The organism is Hymenobacter nivis (genome assembly GCF_006439025.1).
Taxonomy (GTDB): Bacteria; Bacteroidota; Bacteroidia; order Cytophagales; family Hymenobacteraceae; genus Hymenobacter; species Hymenobacter nivis_A.
In genome coordinates this window covers 319,206-335,141 of record NZ_RCYZ01000006.1, presented here as the reverse complement: position 1 = coordinate 335,141, position 15,936 = coordinate 319,206, and the positions used below count along the sequence as shown (strand labels likewise).

At 51.1% G+C, this 15,936-nt stretch carries 16 protein-coding genes; 6 read left to right on the top strand and 10 right to left on the bottom strand.

From position 1 onward, the window contains the following. Positions 1-53: 53 nt before the first annotated feature. The 4 genes from EAH73_RS15835 (at position 54) to EAH73_RS15820 (ending at position 3,976) form a co-directional block, all read left to right on the top strand. Positions 54-1,541 (top strand): DGQHR domain-containing protein, encoded by a 1,488-nt coding sequence (locus EAH73_RS15835; RefSeq protein WP_140468248.1) that lies wholly within the window; start codon positions 54-56, stop codon positions 1,539-1,541. Between the two features lie 302 nt (positions 1,542-1,843). Next, the gene (locus EAH73_RS15830) at positions 1,844-2,332 is read left to right on the top strand and encodes a multiubiquitin domain-containing protein (protein WP_140468246.1); all 489 of its coding nucleotides are present in this window, start codon (positions 1,844-1,846) and stop codon (positions 2,330-2,332) included. Further along, entirely contained in the window at positions 2,307-3,497 is a 1,191-nt protein-coding gene (locus tag EAH73_RS15825; RefSeq protein WP_140468244.1) for a ThiF family adenylyltransferase, read from the top strand. Before EAH73_RS15830 ends, EAH73_RS15825 begins: the two co-directional genes overlap by 26 nt. Continuing rightward, positions 3,494-3,976, top strand: coding sequence for a DUF6527 family protein (locus EAH73_RS15820; protein ID WP_140468242.1), 483 nt, complete (start codon positions 3,494-3,496; stop codon positions 3,974-3,976). The genes EAH73_RS15825 and EAH73_RS15820 overlap by 4 nt, the downstream gene beginning before the upstream one ends. Positions 3,977-4,109: 133 nt before the next feature. Here EAH73_RS15820 and EAH73_RS15815 read toward each other — a convergent pair whose 3' ends face one another. From EAH73_RS15815 to EAH73_RS15795, 5 genes are all read right to left on the bottom strand, one after another. Beyond that, the gene (locus EAH73_RS15815) at positions 4,110-4,835 is read right to left on the bottom strand and encodes a hypothetical protein (protein WP_140468240.1); all 726 of its coding nucleotides are present in this window, start codon (positions 4,833-4,835) and stop codon (positions 4,110-4,112) included. A gap of 23 nt (positions 4,836-4,858) precedes the next feature. Continuing rightward, entirely contained in the window at positions 4,859-5,851 is a 993-nt protein-coding gene (locus tag EAH73_RS15810) for a relaxase/mobilization nuclease domain-containing protein (RefSeq protein ID WP_140468238.1), read from the bottom strand. Continuing rightward, on the bottom strand, positions 5,848-6,222 hold the full coding sequence (locus tag EAH73_RS15805) for a plasmid mobilization protein (protein WP_140468236.1): 375 nt from the start codon (positions 6,220-6,222) through the stop codon (positions 5,848-5,850). Before EAH73_RS15805 ends, EAH73_RS15810 begins: the two co-directional genes overlap by 4 nt. A 629-nt stretch (positions 6,223-6,851) precedes the next feature. Further along, a complete protein-coding gene (locus tag EAH73_RS15800; protein ID WP_140468234.1) occupies positions 6,852-7,268 on the bottom strand; it encodes a recombinase family protein in 417 nt (138 codons plus the stop codon). 49 nt (positions 7,269-7,317) lie between these two features. After that, positions 7,318-7,893 (bottom strand): recombinase family protein, encoded by a 576-nt coding sequence (locus tag EAH73_RS15795; RefSeq protein ID WP_140468232.1) that lies wholly within the window; start codon positions 7,891-7,893, stop codon positions 7,318-7,320. A 393-nt stretch (positions 7,894-8,286) separates the two neighbouring features. Between EAH73_RS15795 and EAH73_RS15790 the strand changes: the two genes are divergently transcribed. Beyond that, on the top strand, positions 8,287-9,210 hold the full coding sequence (locus EAH73_RS15790; protein WP_140468230.1) for a hypothetical protein: 924 nt from the start codon (positions 8,287-8,289) through the stop codon (positions 9,208-9,210). Positions 9,211-9,519: 309 nt separating this feature from the next. Here the strand turns inward: EAH73_RS15790 and EAH73_RS23140 are convergent, their stop codons facing one another. Next, positions 9,520-9,690 (bottom strand): hypothetical protein, encoded by a 171-nt coding sequence (locus EAH73_RS23140; RefSeq protein WP_161599572.1) that lies wholly within the window; start codon positions 9,688-9,690, stop codon positions 9,520-9,522. A 119-nt stretch (positions 9,691-9,809) separates the two neighbouring features. Between EAH73_RS23140 and EAH73_RS15785 the strand changes: the two genes are divergently transcribed. Continuing rightward, a complete protein-coding gene (locus tag EAH73_RS15785) occupies positions 9,810-10,829 on the top strand; it encodes a hypothetical protein (protein ID WP_140468228.1) in 1,020 nt (339 codons plus the stop codon). Between the two features lie 53 nt (positions 10,830-10,882). Here the strand turns inward: EAH73_RS15785 and EAH73_RS15780 are convergent, their stop codons facing one another. The 4 genes from EAH73_RS15780 to EAH73_RS15765 all read right to left on the bottom strand — a co-directional run bounded on the left by EAH73_RS15780 (position 10,883) and on the right by EAH73_RS15765 (position 15,761). Beyond that, positions 10,883-11,947, bottom strand: coding sequence for a DUF6371 domain-containing protein (locus EAH73_RS15780; protein WP_240047285.1), 1,065 nt, complete (start codon positions 11,945-11,947; stop codon positions 10,883-10,885). Between the two features lie 81 nt (positions 11,948-12,028). Continuing rightward, positions 12,029-13,426: a YfjI family protein gene (locus tag EAH73_RS15775; protein ID WP_240047288.1), complete on the bottom strand. Its 1,398-nt coding sequence runs from the start codon at positions 13,424-13,426 to the stop codon at positions 12,029-12,031. Between the two features lie 292 nt (positions 13,427-13,718). After that, positions 13,719-14,003, bottom strand: coding sequence for a helix-turn-helix domain-containing protein (locus EAH73_RS15770; RefSeq protein ID WP_140468222.1), 285 nt, complete (start codon positions 14,001-14,003; stop codon positions 13,719-13,721). 375 nt (positions 14,004-14,378) lie between these two features. Further along, positions 14,379-15,761, bottom strand: coding sequence for a site-specific integrase (locus tag EAH73_RS15765; RefSeq protein ID WP_140468220.1), 1,383 nt, complete (start codon positions 15,759-15,761; stop codon positions 14,379-14,381). Positions 15,762-15,936: the final 175 nt, after the last annotated feature.

The window sequence follows — 15,936 nt, the reverse complement described above, 5'->3', positions numbered from 1 at the left end:
CACTGCAAAGCTCATGTAGAGCTTTCACTTCATAGTGTCTCCCATTACCCTCTATGAACGAGGGATACTGGGAGGCATTTTTTTGTGCTCTACATCAGCAGGTTAAGCCTGTGAATAGACTTTTTAATCAAAAAACAACAACTCTGTTTGCGAAAACAGGTATTAATGCTCAGCTTTGTTTTAGCAAACAGCATTCAAATATTCTACAACATGATGCTTGTTTTTCAAAAACACACTCAAAAGTAAAGATAATGGCCCTTGTAATTCCAGCCTTGGCAGGCAAAATGGGTAGTACCGACTATTATCTGTCAAAGATGCTTGTGCGTGAATTGCTTCAGGGCGTTCGACCAGCTGGAGCCGACCAGAAGTGGTGGGAGGAATTGCCTGCCGAGGAGCGTATGCAGCGCGATGCGGACATGAAGCGCGTAAAAACAGAAATTGCGCCGTACATCGCCCAAAATGCCGATAGGTTTTTCGGTGCCTTAATCGTGCTCATTTACAAAGGGGAGCCCCATTTTGAAAGCTTGTCGACTTTCAAAATCAGTTTGCCTCATGCTTACAAGTCGCAGGCGGAGGATATTGGTTTTTTGACTATTGATGGAGGGCAGCTTATTGTTCTAGATGGTCAACACCGCTGGTATGCCTTGGACAGCGTTCACCGAGGTGAAACTGTCGGTTTGGACGCTGACAGCGTGGCCAGTGATGAAATCAGTGTGATTTTCATCAAACATGAAACGGACCTTAAAACGCGACGCATCTTCAACAAGGTCAATCGTTACGCTAAGCAAACTAGCCGGGGAGATAACATTTTAACCAGTGAGGATGATGGATATGCCATTGCCTCCAGAAGGCTCATATACGATAACGAAGCGCCTTTCTACGCGAAGCCAGGAGAAGAAGCACTCGTTAATTGGAAAAGCAACACACTTGCTCCTCGCAGTAAGCAACTCACAACATTGAGCGCGCTGTATGAAATGTCGAAAATCATTCTTGGGCAGAGCCCGGAGTACAAGAACTTCGACGAGAAGCATATGGTTAATCGGCCCTCCGATGTTGATTTGGATGGTGCCACTGACTTGCTCTTAAGTTTTTGGTGGGCGGTGCTAGGCGAATTCCTGCCTTATGCTACCGCGCTTTCGGGTGACCACAGCAAGATTGTGGAGATGCGCAAGGACGAACATGCGTATTCCTTGCTCTTCAAGCCTGCCGGTCAAATTGCATTCGTGAGCGGCTTAATTGCTGCGCAGGCAATGACTGGTTTGGGCTTAAATGAACTACTAGTTCGTGCGAACAAGCTGCACTGGTCGATGGCTGACAAGCATTGGGTAAACTTCATTATGAACCCCAACAGAACAATCAATGCGCGTGCAGATATCCGTGACCGGACCGCCCAGCTAATAGCTTATCTACTTGCAGGGGATAAAATGACCCCAGATGAAGTGGAAACCATCCAAGCTATGTACAATTCGGCCAACCTAGTACCCTCGGCAAGCCGAGGCACTGAACAGTGGTTGTCGTTGCCAACATCTGCCGCTCACTAAGCTGCTTAACGCCTGCGGGCCCTTAATACAAGTAATCACCCTTTAACCAACCGCTGCCGACTAGAAACAAAAACAGTCGCTACTGGCCGTAGCGACTGTTATAGAAGAAAAAGTAAAAACGCTTGGACCCGTGCTTACATCTACCGGGAGTAGTCCCCCGGCCCAATTTCTTCTTTTTTAAGTAAGGGCGCAAAGGTAACTGAACCCAGTTACAGAACAAGACTTTGCCCTGTTGCGAGGCCCGGCACGATGTCTACTCACCGTAATCTGGTAGGCAGAAACGTTTTCACACCTCCAACACAATGGAAAAAGCACACGGTGGCTCCGAGAAAGAGCCAGCAGACAAGAATACGTCCAACAGCAACGCTTCAATCGGCTCTCCAAACTCGGGCCAAGGCAACAGCAACGGGCCGAATAACGGAAGTGGGTCCAGCAATGGAAACTCCGGCTCAGGAAACGGCAATCCTGGAAACGGCTCTGGTAACTCGGGCAATAACAACCCAGGCGGCAACCCTGAAGGCGGAAGCTCGGGTAACGGCAATCCTGGCAACGACCCCAAAAAGGACGTTACCATTTTTGTAAATGCCACTCCCCACGTAGTTGCGAAAGATGAAATGTCTTTTCGCGAAATTGTAGCTCTGGCAGCGCTGCCGAGTGGACCCAATGTCAGCTACACGCTGACTTTCCGGAAAGGGCACGGCAACAAGCCAGAAGGCAGCCTGGTAGAGGGTGGTACGGTCAAGGTTAAAGACGGAATGATATTCAATGTCTCAGCAACCGATAAATCGTAGCCCCGACCTACAGCGCCTTCGCAACGAGGGCTATGATGTAGAAGTGAAAGGCGGATATCTGCTGGTCAAAGGCGTTCCATATGTTACGGCTAGCAAGGCCATTGCGTATGGAACGCTGGCATCAGCTTTATCCCTGGCAGGGGAAGTAACCATGAAACCGGCTACCCACGTGGCTTATTTTGCTGGCGAACACCCATGCCACAAGGACGGCACGAAAATGAGTAAGATAGAGCACCAATCCAATCATATGGATTTGGGTAATGGGCTCATCATGCAGCACTCATTTTCGAGTAAGCCGCGAGCAGGGTATACTGACTACTATGAGAAAGTCACAACCTATGTTGCGCTTATCTCAAGCCCAGCACAGGCACTCGACGCTTCTGTTACAGCTATATCATTCCCAGTGATAGAGCCAACGGAGGATGAATCGGTCTTTCGCTACACGGACACAGCTTCTACCAGAGCGCGTATCTCAGCCGTCACCGAGAAACTCGCTTATGGGAATGTCGCCATTATCGGGTTAGGCGGCACTGGGACTTACGTATTGGACCTAATCGCAAAAACGCCGGTTAAGCAAATCCACCTTTTCGATGGGGATGTGTTTTCGCAGCATAATGCCTTTCGGTCACCTGGTGCCCCAACCGCAGATGAGCTTCGGACCAAACCTCAAAAGGTCGATTATTTTGCAAGCTTGTATTCCAATATGCATCGTCATATCATCCCGCATGACGGGTACCTTGACGCAACAAATTTGGAAGGTTTGCAAGGCATGGACTTTGTCTTTCTCTGTCTTGACCGTGGCAGTGTGAAACAAGTTTTGATTGCGAAGCTGGAAGAGTTATCCATTCCTTTCATTGATGTGGGAATGGGCATCTACCTACATGAGAAGCACAACTCGCTAGGTGGCATTGTCAGGGTAACAGCTAGCACTCCACAGCAGCGCGGCCATGTGCATGACAAGAAGCGCATTTCCTTTGGTGATGAGGACGCAGGTAATGAATACCAGCAGAATATTCAAATCGCGGATTTGAATGCCCTCAACGCGGCCTTGGCTGTGATTAAGTGGAAGAAGCTTGCTGGATTCTACCTAGACTTAGAAGCCGAACTCCACAGCACGTACACCCTGGACGGGAACATTCTTCAAAACGAAGACCATTCCGTATGAAGAACACCGTCCTCCACCATGAGTTCGTAGAGTTTTTGCCTACGGATTTAGCAGCAGGGGTCCTCTACGTGTCAATACCGTTCGCCACAGCAGCACATCTTTGCTGCTGTGGCTGCGGCAACCGAGTTATAACTCCGCTGACCCCTACTGATTGGAAGTTGACCTACGATGGAGAATCAATTTCGCTTTCTCCATCAATTGGTAACTGGAGCTTTCCGTGCAAATCTCACTATTGGGTGAAACGCGGGAAAATCAAATGGGCCGGGCGATGGTCGCCTGAAGAAGTCGCTGCTGGCAGAAGCAGGGACCGGTTAGCCAAGAAAAAGCATTTTAGTGGAGTTGAGACAGTGTTAAAGGCTGATTATGAAGCTGACTCAGCATTGGAAGCTAACCCTATTGTGAACACTGGCTTTCCATCATTGAATACGCCTGCGGAAAGTTACTGGACCAAGCTTTTGAGAGCCTTGGGATTTAAGTAATGGAACTAGGCTCGTGCGAAGCATGCAAATTGCTTTTTGGCAAGCACCTTCCGGTAAACACGAATGGCTCACTGGAAAGCGAGCCATTCGTGCGTCCAGTCCGCTTCCGTCACCCGGCTACTGGACCAGCCGTTTAATGTGCTACAGACCTAACCGGTTGCGCAACCGGCGCGGGACGATAGTCGCGGAAGTAGCCAGCAGCCTTCGGAAACTTCCGTTTATATTCTTTTATCTGCGCGAAGTAAAAGGCGCCTGCATCGGTCATTAGGTCATTTTGCTTTTTCAATAGGGTACTCCGTTCTTGCAAATGCTCGAATTGCTCCTTGGACACTCGCGTCGTTAATGAGTGAACCATGATGCCAAAGACGCAGAGAATCGGTAGCAGTAAAAAGAGTAAAAAGACTTTTGGGTCGTAAAAAGCATCTAAGCCCACCGTACTAGGCAAACGGTCTACTGCTTCTTCTACTCGCTTCTCCATTTCCAGCATTCTCTCTTCCATTTGTGTCATAAGTGATGAGGTCCGTCGGTCCAGTCGTGTAAACTCTTGATTCATTTTATCAGCAGCTTCAACGCCTGCCGCACGCAACGTATCAGGGGTAGGCAATCCGGCAGTTAGGACTGGCCCCAATTGCCGCGCCACAGAAGCTGCATTAAAAACCGGCATCTTGGCGACAAGCTCCGGGATTACAGCCATTGCGAAGCGTTCGGCATCCAGATTTATTACTGGATTAGTTTTGCCCTCAGCAGCTGCTAACAGGGTTTTAAGGTCTTCGCTGCTTATGACAGGCCCTTGAGCCAGCAGCTTTTCCATACCTTCTTTGAGGTAGGTTATTTTCGAGAATACTTCGGTAGGGTCCATACAAGTAGAGAATAAAAGGATAGCTATAAGCTGAATTCAAAGCCCTTTTGGGGTAGCACGGGAGCCTGCGTCACTTGTACAGCAGGTTGTATTGGTGCGCTCCTCTGCTGTTTTTCCTGCGCTTGCTTTGCTCCATCGGCAAACAGCTGCCCCAACGCCCCGACAGTGAAGGCATCGACAAGCTGCTGAGCAGCATCTTTATGCACTGACAATTGGGTACAGTTTTCCTCAAAAGATTTTTGCCAGTTGCTGGCACTGAATTCCTTTCCGACCTCGCTACCCTTAAAATCAAAGCCATTTTTGGAAAAGACTACCCCATAGACGACCAGTCCGTCCCCCTTTTTGTGTTGCAGCGGCTTTACCACGATACCATCCCAAACCACCTTGGTTTGCAGGTCGTCAAAGGAGCCCGTTTTTCCCTGTTGGGGAGCCAGTGCATTCGCTACTTCATGCCGCGTCCGGTGCCAGTCGGCCTGCCGCACCTCTCGGGGCGTGCGGGCCTTCTGCTGGCTCGGTGTTGGCCCAGCCTGCTTCGCGTGGTCCCGCCCGCGCTGCTCTGCTGATATCAGCCCCAGCTGACGCTCTACTTCCTGAGCAGCTTCCCGGCTACGCTTGCCAATGAACTTGTCGGAAATCGTCTGACCATTGTTATCAACCCGATTGATGATGAGGTGGGCATGGGAATGGTCGCGGTCGAAATGCTGTATTAGCGCCCATTGCGTATTCTCGATTTTCATTTCCTTGCGCCAGACCTCCGCCGACTGCCGGAGCATTTCGCCAATCTGCTCCTGCGTTTTGCCAGCCGCTTCTTCCTTCGGCAATGAGATGGCCACGTGCAGCACGGCGTTACCCAGCCGCGGCCGCTTGTCGCGCTGGAAATCGAAGTCGGCGGCCATGTGCGCAACACTGTCCGAACGCACCCCTTCCGCCCCCAGCACCCGCGCTTCCTTGCACTCCTGCATGGCGTATTTGACGAGGCCGGGAAAGGTCTTACCGGTTTTGGTCTTCGCTGTCATCCGTTCCCACGCCCGTTAATTTCCGCCATCTTCTGGTCCACCTGTGCCAAAATGTGCTGCACCTGAGCTGGCGGGGCAAGCCCTAAATGTGCTAAACTCATCAACTGATTTAGGTTCGTGCCCAGCTTCACCAACTGGTTGTAATGCTCGTCCAAAGCTGGCTCGTGCCGTAAGGTGATAGGCTTGTCATTCCAGGCCATGCGCAGTATTTCAGACCGCTTACGGCCGGTGTCGGCTACCTGCTCGTTCAGCCGGTCAAAGTCGGCGGCCGGCATAGTGATGGTGAACGAAGCGTAGTGGATGTCCTGCTTTGGGCGTCCAGGTCCACGCTTGTTTTTAGACTCTTCGGGAGCATCGTTTTGAGGTGTCATGACCAACTAGAAGTTAGAAGGTTAGAGCCCCCGGCAGAGGCGAGAAGAGTGAGGCAATAGCCGAACGGGGTTTTGACAACGTCAGAACACTTCTTGCTTCCCGTAGCCGCACAGTTTGGGGTGGTCCGATGGCGCTTGGCGTTTCCCCCACTGCCTTTTTGCGACCATTCCGAACAGAGTAAATCAGGAGTAAAAATCACGGTGCGTAGATGATTAGTGATATTTGACTGACAACAGGAATTCGGGACTGCCAATACTGGCCCGCGTCTGAAAAACCCTATGCTTTAGGCAAGATAAACGCACGCAACCTTATTCCAAATGTTATTTCAACACTTTAACAATTAATAATTTAAATGTTGTTAAAACCCCACCTCATCAATTCTAAATCAATAAAACAAGGTTGAAAATCTACTTAATAAACAGGGGCAAAATCTGTTATCTAAAGAACAATGCAAAGAGGGTAATCATATTTTAATACAAATAATGTGTCCACTCCAACGCCGTAATATAATCGGCGACTGAGTACTTGTGCATCGTCGCTACTGGTACTCCCGTGGCCAGCCGAATCTTCTTAAAGCTCAGTCCTTCGCCCCGCAACCGTCGCAGTTCAACAATGACATCATCCGCTGTTACCGGGCGACCAGGTGTCTTACTACTCCGAGCTTGGCCCGCCTTGATACGCTCCAAAAACGCACCCGCTCTTGTTTGGCAATAGCAACCAGGAAACCAATAATTGCATCCCGAAACACCCCAGTGCTATCAAGATATTGTTCCGTGAACGACTCGAACTGCACCCCAATTGCCGTGAGCCGTTGCCAATGATTAAGTGTCTCAGTTATCCCTTCGCGACTAAAACGGTCCAGGCTCCAGAACAGCACCACATCAATACGAAGCTGGTAGGCCTCTGTGAATAGTTGTTGGAACTGTGGCCGCTCCGCTGACTCTCCGCTTTCCTGGTCCCAGTACTCCTTATATACAGCATAGTCCAACCACTGAGCAAAAGCTCGTAGTTCGCGGAGTCGGTTCTTATTGGTCTGGCCCCTTATTCATGGTACTGACGCGGGCGCAAATGACATAAGTCATCTCTCTTTCCTATCATCTAAAGAGACTTCCGTTTGAAAGCTCCTGCCGATAGCGCTTCACACTTGCGCGGCTGATACCGGTGAGCGATACAATTTCGGCTACCGACAGTTGTTTTTCTAATGCCTTAGCCACTTTAGATAGCTTTTCGGCATCACGTCCGGCTGGCCGACCCAGGTGCTTACCTTGTTGCTTAGCCAGGTTAATGCCCGCTAAGCTCTTCTCACGGTTATTCTCGCGCTCGTTCTGATTGAAGGACGAGAACACGCCAATAATCATCTTGCCTGCTGGAGTGCGTGAGTCGATGCCTAAGTCGAGCGCCCGAAAATGCACACCGCATCGGTTGAATTCTTCTACAAGCTGAATCGTGTGCACTGTATTGCGCCCCAGCCGTGCCAGCCGATTCACTATCACCACATCGCCTTCGCGTACCACGTCCAATAGTTCATCGAGCGCTAGGCTACGAGTGCGGGTACCAGAAACCTTCTCTTGAAAGATGCGTGAGCACCCGGCACGAGTCAGGTCGTCCAACTGGGTATCGAGGTTCTGGTCGGTGGCAGAAACGCGGGCGTAGCCGAAAATGTGCTGCATGGCTCAGTAAGTGTGGGTCATAAAATTAATCCATAAAAAGTTTCAGAGCCCACTTATTGAGCCACTAAAAAAGACCTTTTACAGCTGCTGCCAAGAGCAAGGGAGGGGGTATCAGAAAGGCGCACCTTTCGGACCTACCAGGTTGGCTTGGTGCGCCAGGAACAGCGGTAGAAGCAGCATACAGGGTCGAAGGCGGAAAGAAGGCGAGCGTTGTCCTGCGCGGGTTAACTTTGGGTACTCCCGTTTCATAGAGCAGAAGTCAGGGTGTTTCTGCACCCGCTTCGGACCCCCCAGTTGTTCCACCAGCCGGGGGGTTCTTTATGGGAGAGTACCACGCCGGCAGCACCCCGAGTCGTCTCATTCACCCTAAAGGCCTAATTAATAGTCACTACCATGAATTTTTCTAGCTTCAAAAAAAGACCAGACATTCAACGGGATATACTCTTTTCGTTAAGAGCATTAATTGCCGATAATTTTATTATTCAAATAGAGAATGCCCCAGACTACGATATGCTCAGCTACCAAGGCTCAAGTGATTCGTACTACGTCTTTTTCAATAGCTGGAATTTTCGCTATGATTACGAATCAGTAATTACCTGCGAAATAATAAAAACCCGAATTTTTGAGGCAAGTGCTTTGCACGCTATTAGCACAAAACTGAACATTAATTTAGATTTAACCGAAAAAAGCGACTTTCTGCTAAAAGTGCAGAACTATAATTCGGAGCTACTTGACGAGTTTAGTTTTGGAACAGGTTCCGACGGCTTTAAATTAAAAAACTTGAAAGTTAAGGCCGTAGATAATTTAGAAAAGGAGATTCACTACGAGGGTTCTTTTCTTGGTAATAGTGCGGATATAAGCCCCTTGGATTGGGGCTTATTCTCTACTGTTAAAGTGCTTGCCATCCCTCTTGAAATCAGCCGTGAGCCTTTTTATCTATCCCTGCTGGCGGAAGGGTATTTGAATTTGTTAGGGGGCAACTATCGGCTTGCCTTCTTTATCATATTCTCGGCATACGAAGGATTTATCAACTTCAATGGCGGAGACAAACAAGAAAGATTGAAGGATAAAATCAATTTTACGTACAAATCCAAGTTTGTGGAATTAAACAAGGTTCAAACCTATTCCTCGGTAATAAATGGGCATGATAAGTTTGAGGAGCTTCGGAATGATGTGGCCCACGGCAGAGAAAAGGAAGAATTTACGAAGCAAATGGTAGAGGACCTGCTGATGTACGTTACAGTTATGATGTGCTCCTATGACAATGATGTGCGAACATTTGAGGACTTAGCGGCACTGCTTCAACCTAGTAGTTAGGTTCAGGATGGCGAGGGATATTAGCATTTTCAGTCCATGCCGGCATCTTCGCCAAACTGCACCTGGGAACTGCTGCGGTCGGCCAGCTTGGACGCCCGCCGGGTTTTCGCGTCGCGTTTTGCGCCGTCAGGAGCCCGGCAGACGGCCCAGACAAGCAAGAGCAAGGCGGCCCTCCGACCCAGATACATCGTCATGGGGCGGGGGGGGCAATGCGGTGCGCCCCGTAGCCGAGTGGTCGAGGTGCAGGTGGCGATACGTGTACCAGGGCACCAGAATCAGCAGCAGGCCGTAGCGGGCGAAGCCCTCCAGCTAGCGGGCCCAGGCCCCGATGACGGCGAAAAGCAGCAACCTGGACACATGCATTTCGTGGAAGTTCTTTTCCAGCACCAGCCCAGCCAGCGCCGGGGTGGCAAACAGGGCGTAGGTTACCAGGCGGTGAACCGCCGCGGGCAGTGGCACGCGCGGCTCCGATGGCGGCAACGTCGGAAAGCACACGCGCTTCAGCTGGGTTGCTTAGCGTGACGGCCAGCACCTGACCACTGACGAAAGTTCGCTTGCTGGGCACTAATTCCCTTTTTTGTTATCTTAAAATCAATAGCATGAGGTTAGATATAATTCCAGATAACGAGGGCAATGGTGAATACTTAGTAGTAAGTGGTGAGGTTGAACGCGCAAGCGCGGTGCAACACTTGCTGGACCGACATATGACCATCGGCGTGCTTCTGAAAACCAGGCTTCTCAAAAATAGGGGTGTCATCACTCATGAAAATGAGCAGCAGGCCGTAATGATACTCGCTAAGCAAGCCTCACGAGAATGGCCTGAGGTTTTAACCGAAATGAAGTCGGAACCCGTACCAGAGTACCTGATTGGGCTATTAAGCGCAGAAAATAAAAAGGCACAGCTACGCTTACTAAAAGGAGCTACAATCAATTCAAAGCAATTGCAGGCTTTCATACTTGAAGCAGAGCAACGCGGGTTCACCTATAGCCGGTACCTTGAAAAACACCTCCCAAGCGGTGTTAATTCATCCGAGTTACCCCGCTTTATCGAGCAACAAGCCGATGGCAGCATTAAAGCTGCGGGGCAAACCTCAATGAGCGAGGGTCAGCTTAAGCAAGTACTTGACCAACGAAAGGCCATCGTAGCGACCATTCTCGACAAAGGAGATGACTGGCACTGCTTCTTCGCGACATACCGAGGCTTGGCAGGAAAAGAGAATTATAAAGAAGGCCAAGGCGGCCAACCTCATTTCCACTATATATCGAGCAAATGGGGTTCCGTTACACGACAGCAAATAATTGACGGGGCAAAGTCAGGTAATTATGTGGCCACGAGCGTGCACATCGATTTCCTTGACTACAGACTTGGAGTTGATAGTATTCAGCAGGACAACATAATGACTTTGCCCCCGCAACCATTGACAGGCACCGGACTTAGCGAACCAGCTTGGCTTGGCACCAACGGAAGCCTTTACGCCCACCATTACGCACCGAATGCCTCTGCAGCTGCGTGTGGTCGGTATAATACGGTTGCTCAGGTGCGGGCTGCGTGGACTAACCGTGTGACTTCAAGCAAAGCCCGCTGCCCGAGCTGCGAGCGACGGTTGCAGTCAGTTTAACGCTCGTTCTACTGGTGCTTACGCAGGGGTGTAATTCAAAACATCTGCCTTTTTTAGAGTTCTGTGTACGTAGAGGTTTCAGGAGTAGAGATTTCTATCGCCCAACTCAAGGGGTAGCCAGGCCATGCACTTAGAAATACATCGGCTATGTCAATGTCAGCCTTTCGCTCTTGCTCGGTTACGCTATTTTCCAAAGCCTCCGACACCTCCATATCAAAGCCTAGTTGACGAAATTCAGCGGCTTTGGCCTGCCAGTGGGCATATGCGCCGGCGTCCGGCCACAAAACCACCCGACGCCCCTTGAGAGGCATCAACCGGTCAAGCGTCAGGAAGCTCTTACTCGTTGTAGCCATCCATATAAACTCTGGCATGTACACTGTCGCTATCATAGCTGTTTTAGGGCTCTCGACCAGAGACACCGGCTGTGAAGCAGGGGTACTAGCAAGCTGAGGCAGGCCAAAGAGACAGTTGCTTTTCTGTTCCTGAGCATTGTAATCGGCGAGCCAGCCCGGTAATGGTTGTCCCTTACGCTTGTAGTTCGTGGTGAGGGCCGTATGCACCCACGTGGTCCGGCGATGTGGGTCTTTCACGGTGTGGCCGGTAGCATCAAGCAGTACTATCTGACCAGCACGCACCCGGTCCTGTTGGTCAATTAACCAGAATATACAGGCACCAGGCCAGCAGGACGAAGTTCCAAGGCTAAACCGTCGCATCAAGTCGTTAGCGACCCCAAACCCGAAATTTCGGCGTAGAAGAATAGCCAGAGCGTTGCGCTCATAACCCTTCAATGATGCCAAGTACAACTGGGTTGGAATGTCTACTACAGAAGGAGTTACAACGGGTGGCCGGATATAAGGGCGTGGTGGGGAAAAATCATTTTGCGGCTTTTCATTAAAGTAAATTTGTCTTGCATAACTATCCCCGTTTCTGTCGGCACGGTAGGGATTCAAGTGATAACCACAGCTCACTTCATGGTCACAACGCCCGTACCCATGGGGCAGCAATTCTCCAGTGAATGTGTCGATGTAACGCACGAAGCACTTAGGTCTTTCGCACGTAGGACACGTGGACTTAGGTCCGGCGCGGTGCTTGAGCGTATAGCGGTAAGGTCTAGACATTTTTGTGTTGAGTAAAATTTAGCGACCACCTAGCTGACAAAACTGACGGAATGGTTTTCGTCGGTTTTGTCAGCTAGGCAATCAAACGATGGGGGGAAATAAGCGCGGGTTTACTTCGAAAGCGGCAGACCGCGGACGACCTGTGCCAGCAGCAGGCATTGGGGCAGCTTCCCTAATCCAATCCGCTTCAACGAGTCCCTCTAGGGCGTCTCGTACAGAGCTATAATTGCTCAGTCCTTGCCAGTTTTTGCGCTGCACGTCACGCAACGTGAAACAGTCAGGCAGTTGCTTTTCTTTAATACGTTCGCCCAGAGTTGCAACCCCGCCTCCAACACCTGCTCCATAGGTGTAGACGCGTTGGGCATGAGCAGCGAAATAAGTACACCATTGGCCCGCCAGTTTAGCCGCTTCGGAACTGACAGGACCGCTGGCGGCTTGACCACCGACGACCTGAATCAGGTGGAATAACAGTGCAAGAGCTGGGTATAATTTTCGATACTTGGCCAAGTGCTGAACCAGCGCCGGAGCCTCATCAGTGTCTTCAAGGTCTCGTTGCCAAGCAATGAGCCAGCTAACGAACACTTCCTGAGCCGTTGCACTGAACTGGAAGCTCGGAATCGCATTCTCGGACAGCAGGGTAGCCCCGAGCTGCACTGGGTCGAACTGGTCGAGGCGGCGTAGTAGTTCTACGACGTCAAGCTGACCCGACAAGTCTGGCACTTCGTCCACATAGTTGTATCGAACTGGGTCAGGCCACGCCAGCAGCGAAAAGCGCTGGGTCATGCCATCATTGCCACCATTCAAGGTCTGATGCAGATACTGAGCTAACCTATCTGGTTGAATTCCGCCTAGCACCGCCAGACAACATCTGGGCACATAAAGCGAGCCGCGGCCAATGCGGTCGGACCTGTACTCGCTGGTTCCGGTCCAGGCTTCGAGAAAAAACTGCCGGTCACCCTCACGGCCATGCTTTTCCCAGCTCATCAATAGTCCGGTCAATTCATCCCTGAACATCAATAGTCCGTGCGGATTTTGATTTTGCAGTTCTATCAGCTTTTCAACGGTAGTGTCGTTGACGATGTAACGTCGGGCTTTAGGCGCCGCGACAGCTTCAAGTTCAGCCAATTCTATTTGTAGCCGCTGTAATTCGGGCTCATCACCTTTATCAGCTGCCTTAGCCAGCTTTTTCTTGATAGCTTCTTTGCGAGCCTTCAATACTTCAGCGGCGGCTTCATGAAGCCTATTGCTTTGGTCGAACTCCCTCCGGGCGGCATCCTCTAACCGCTGTAGTGGCAACAAGGCAGCATTTAAGGCCGGCGTTTTCAGCGAAGATGGTTCGGCCACAATGGCACCCCAAAGATTTGGGACCTCCAACCAGCTTGTGTCCATTTGTTTGGGCCTGATACCGCACCGATTCCCTATCAAACTACCCAGTGTCACCAGTAGACTCACAGCGGGCCAATCGGGCGGGCAACTCATCCGACGTGATACATCAAGTAGAGATGCCCGTAGGGTTGACGGGAACAATGCCATATCGAATAGCGGCACCGGAAGAAGCCGGGGCTTCAGGGCAGCCGGTTTGGGCCAGCCGGGAGCAGGGTCTGCTGGCGCAGCCGCCAAGCGGGCAGCATCAGCCAAAATCTCGGCCTGGTAGCTTTCAGCGGAAGAGAAGGTCAGCATTTGTTTCCCCCTCCACTGGTAATAATTCCGCTCTGCGTTGTACTTTTGAATTGCCTTCCAAGCAAATCCAAAAAATTCCGGTCGCTGGTGCTCATGCGCTGGTGACCGTTTTATTTTCACTGCGCTTACCAGCCGCTACCCATTCCAACAGTTCTTCCCTGTTGAAATATAGTTTATTACCTCTTTTTGAGTGAGGAATACCCCGCGCGGATACAAGGTTATAGAGGCGCGCTTTGGAAAGTCTCGTGACCTGCTGTGCTAGCTCAATGCCGCCCAGTGCAGGAGCTGCGTCGGGACTACGTTGCTGCAACAGCCGTTTGAGCAGCTCCTCAATCGTTTCAAGTCGATTATTTAAAAAGTCGAATGGGTTTGTCATTGCGTAATCGTTTTTGGTTTGACGATTGCAAAGCACCCGCTGCTTGGGTGGTGTACACTGGTGTACACCAGTGTCTATTTTTCGACTTTTATTTATCAGGACTATCTATCAGCTTGTTACAATGCCTATCAAGACAGAACAGATGATAGCTGGCGCTAATATTTTGCACCTGTTAGTACAGGTTCTGCCCTTTACATCAGTGCATAGTGCAGTCATGTATAGTCACTGATAGGATTGTCTGGCCTGTGCACCACGGCATCAACGTCGGCAGTTAGCCTTCATCCCGATTGAAATGGTCGAAGATATGGGAGCCAGATACTACCCGTATTGGCTTACTCAGACGGCGCTGCACCTATTCAGTCAAGAGCGGGACATTTACAGCAGCCCTTCAAAAGCCGTGTCAATTAAATCAGACGCAAAGCTGTCGAGGTACACTGTCGTAATGGCTTCGGTCTTGTGTCCCATCGCCTGCGAGATAACCGCCGTACCGGCCCCACTCATGCGCAGCGTGGTGGCGAAAGTGTGCCGAGCTACGTAGGTAGTGAGGGGGATGGCGATGCCAGCAAGTTGCCCCAGCGTTTTTAGGTCGGAGTTCACTTGCCCAAGCACCTTGTGCAGCCGATTCATTACCTGAGCGGGGCTGACGTGCTTGGCCGAATCCAGCACTGGGAACACGTAGCTGTCGGGCGTAGCAAAGGTGAACGGCCGGTAAGCGCCCACGATGGCGGCAGCGGGTGCCAACAGCCGCAATGAGAACTTGCCACCCGTCTTCTGGCGCACATAGTGCAAGCGGTCAGCATGACCGGTGCTCAAGGCGACCCCGCTCAGGTCACGCCAACGCAGTTGGGCCAAATCCACGAAGTTGATGCCACCTCCGTAAAATGAGAACAGAAACACGTCTTTTGCGAGCCGTTGCCTGTCGGTAACCGGTGTTAGGGCTTCCAGGTTGCGCAGCTCGTCGCGGCTAATCGCCCGCTTGCCCGTGCTCACGTCAAACTTGCCGACTTGCAGCTTGTGCTTTTCGGCTACGGTGCGGGCGAAAGGGTAGGCCGTGGGCTTCACCAGCCCGGCCGCTATGGCTTGATTAAGTACTGCCCTGAGCGTCCTAAAGCGCAGTGACAAGGTTATTTCCTTTATGCCCGTAGCGCGTAGCGTTTGCTCCCACTCGGTGCAGAACTGCACATTCACTCGGTCTAGAGGTACGTCATATCGATTTATCCAAGCGGTCCAGGCGTCGGCTTGACCCCGGCCAGTGGGTGGCGCGGGCGCATTGGCTTGAGACGCGACGAACTTCGCCAGCTGGTTGCGCAAGTCACGGTACACCGTCGCGTTGCCGGCTTGTCCAGTTTTGAGGTAGCCCGCGCTCAGCTCATCACAGTAGGCCAGCAGCTTTATGCGCCGCGCTGCCTTGCGGCCCTCAATGGCTTTGGCGGCCACAGCCGGCGCGTCGTGTTGTTCGTCGGCGCTGGCCAGCGTGTTGGCCGCCTCGCTGTATTTTGCCTCCCAGTCGGTAAGGTCCTTTATCAACTGCTCCCGATAGGGCTCAGGATAACTTTTGCGAATAGCATCGCGGTAGTTGCTCTTTTCCGCGTTCCAGTACCGGGGCAGCAAGGATAAACCCGTAGCAATGTACTTGCGCTTCCGGTCCTTTGTAATACGAACCAGAAAAGGATGGGAGCCATCTGCCAGGGTCTTGCTGGGGAAGTAGATGACCTTCACGGCCGCTTTGCCTTCCTTATGGTCGGTGGTCTTGCTCATAGTAGGTAAACCGCTGGCGGTTTACACTGCGGTTTACACAAATGTAGTAGAAAACGAGTTGTTCCTGATAAACGCTAACAAGATAACATGTGTTTTAGAGTATGTAAAAGCACTTTTGATGAATGGTGGGTAACCATGATAAAGTCTGTATCATAGCTTCCCAAGCTGAGGGTCG

Excerpts from the sequence above, each read along its gene's own strand:
- EAH73_RS15835 (WP_140468248.1), top strand. The coding sequence starts at position 54 with ATGAACGAGGGATACTGGGAGGCATTTTTTTGTGCTCTACATCAGCAG.
- EAH73_RS15830 (WP_140468246.1), top strand. The coding sequence starts at position 1,844 with ATGGAAAAAGCACACGGTGGCTCCGAGAAAGAGCCAGCAGACAAGAAT.
- EAH73_RS15825 (WP_140468244.1), top strand. The coding sequence starts at position 2,307 with ATGTCTCAGCAACCGATAAATCGTAGCCCCGACCTACAGCGCCTTCGC.
- EAH73_RS15820 (WP_140468242.1), top strand. The coding sequence starts at position 3,494 with ATGAAGAACACCGTCCTCCACCATGAGTTCGTAGAGTTTTTGCCTACG.
- EAH73_RS15815 (WP_140468240.1), bottom strand. The coding sequence starts at position 4,835 with ATGGACCCTACCGAAGTATTCTCGAAAATAACCTACCTCAAAGAAGGT.
- EAH73_RS15810 (WP_140468238.1), bottom strand. The coding sequence starts at position 5,851 with ATGACAGCGAAGACCAAAACCGGTAAGACCTTTCCCGGCCTCGTCAAA.
- EAH73_RS15805 (WP_140468236.1), bottom strand. The coding sequence starts at position 6,222 with ATGACACCTCAAAACGATGCTCCCGAAGAGTCTAAAAACAAGCGTGGA.
- EAH73_RS15795 (WP_140468232.1), bottom strand. The coding sequence starts at position 7,893 with ATGCAGCACATTTTCGGCTACGCCCGCGTTTCTGCCACCGACCAGAAC.
- EAH73_RS15790 (WP_140468230.1), top strand. The coding sequence starts at position 8,287 with ATGAATTTTTCTAGCTTCAAAAAAAGACCAGACATTCAACGGGATATA.
- EAH73_RS15785 (WP_140468228.1), top strand. The coding sequence starts at position 9,810 with ATGAGGTTAGATATAATTCCAGATAACGAGGGCAATGGTGAATACTTA.
- EAH73_RS15780 (WP_240047285.1), bottom strand. The coding sequence starts at position 11,947 with ATGTCTAGACCTTACCGCTATACGCTCAAGCACCGCGCCGGACCTAAG.
- EAH73_RS15775 (WP_240047288.1), bottom strand. The coding sequence starts at position 13,426 with ATGAGTTGCCCGCCCGATTGGCCCGCTGTGAGTCTACTGGTGACACTG.
- EAH73_RS15770 (WP_140468222.1), bottom strand. The coding sequence starts at position 14,003 with ATGACAAACCCATTCGACTTTTTAAATAATCGACTTGAAACGATTGAG.
- EAH73_RS15765 (WP_140468220.1), bottom strand. The coding sequence starts at position 15,761 with ATGAGCAAGACCACCGACCATAAGGAAGGCAAAGCGGCCGTGAAGGTC.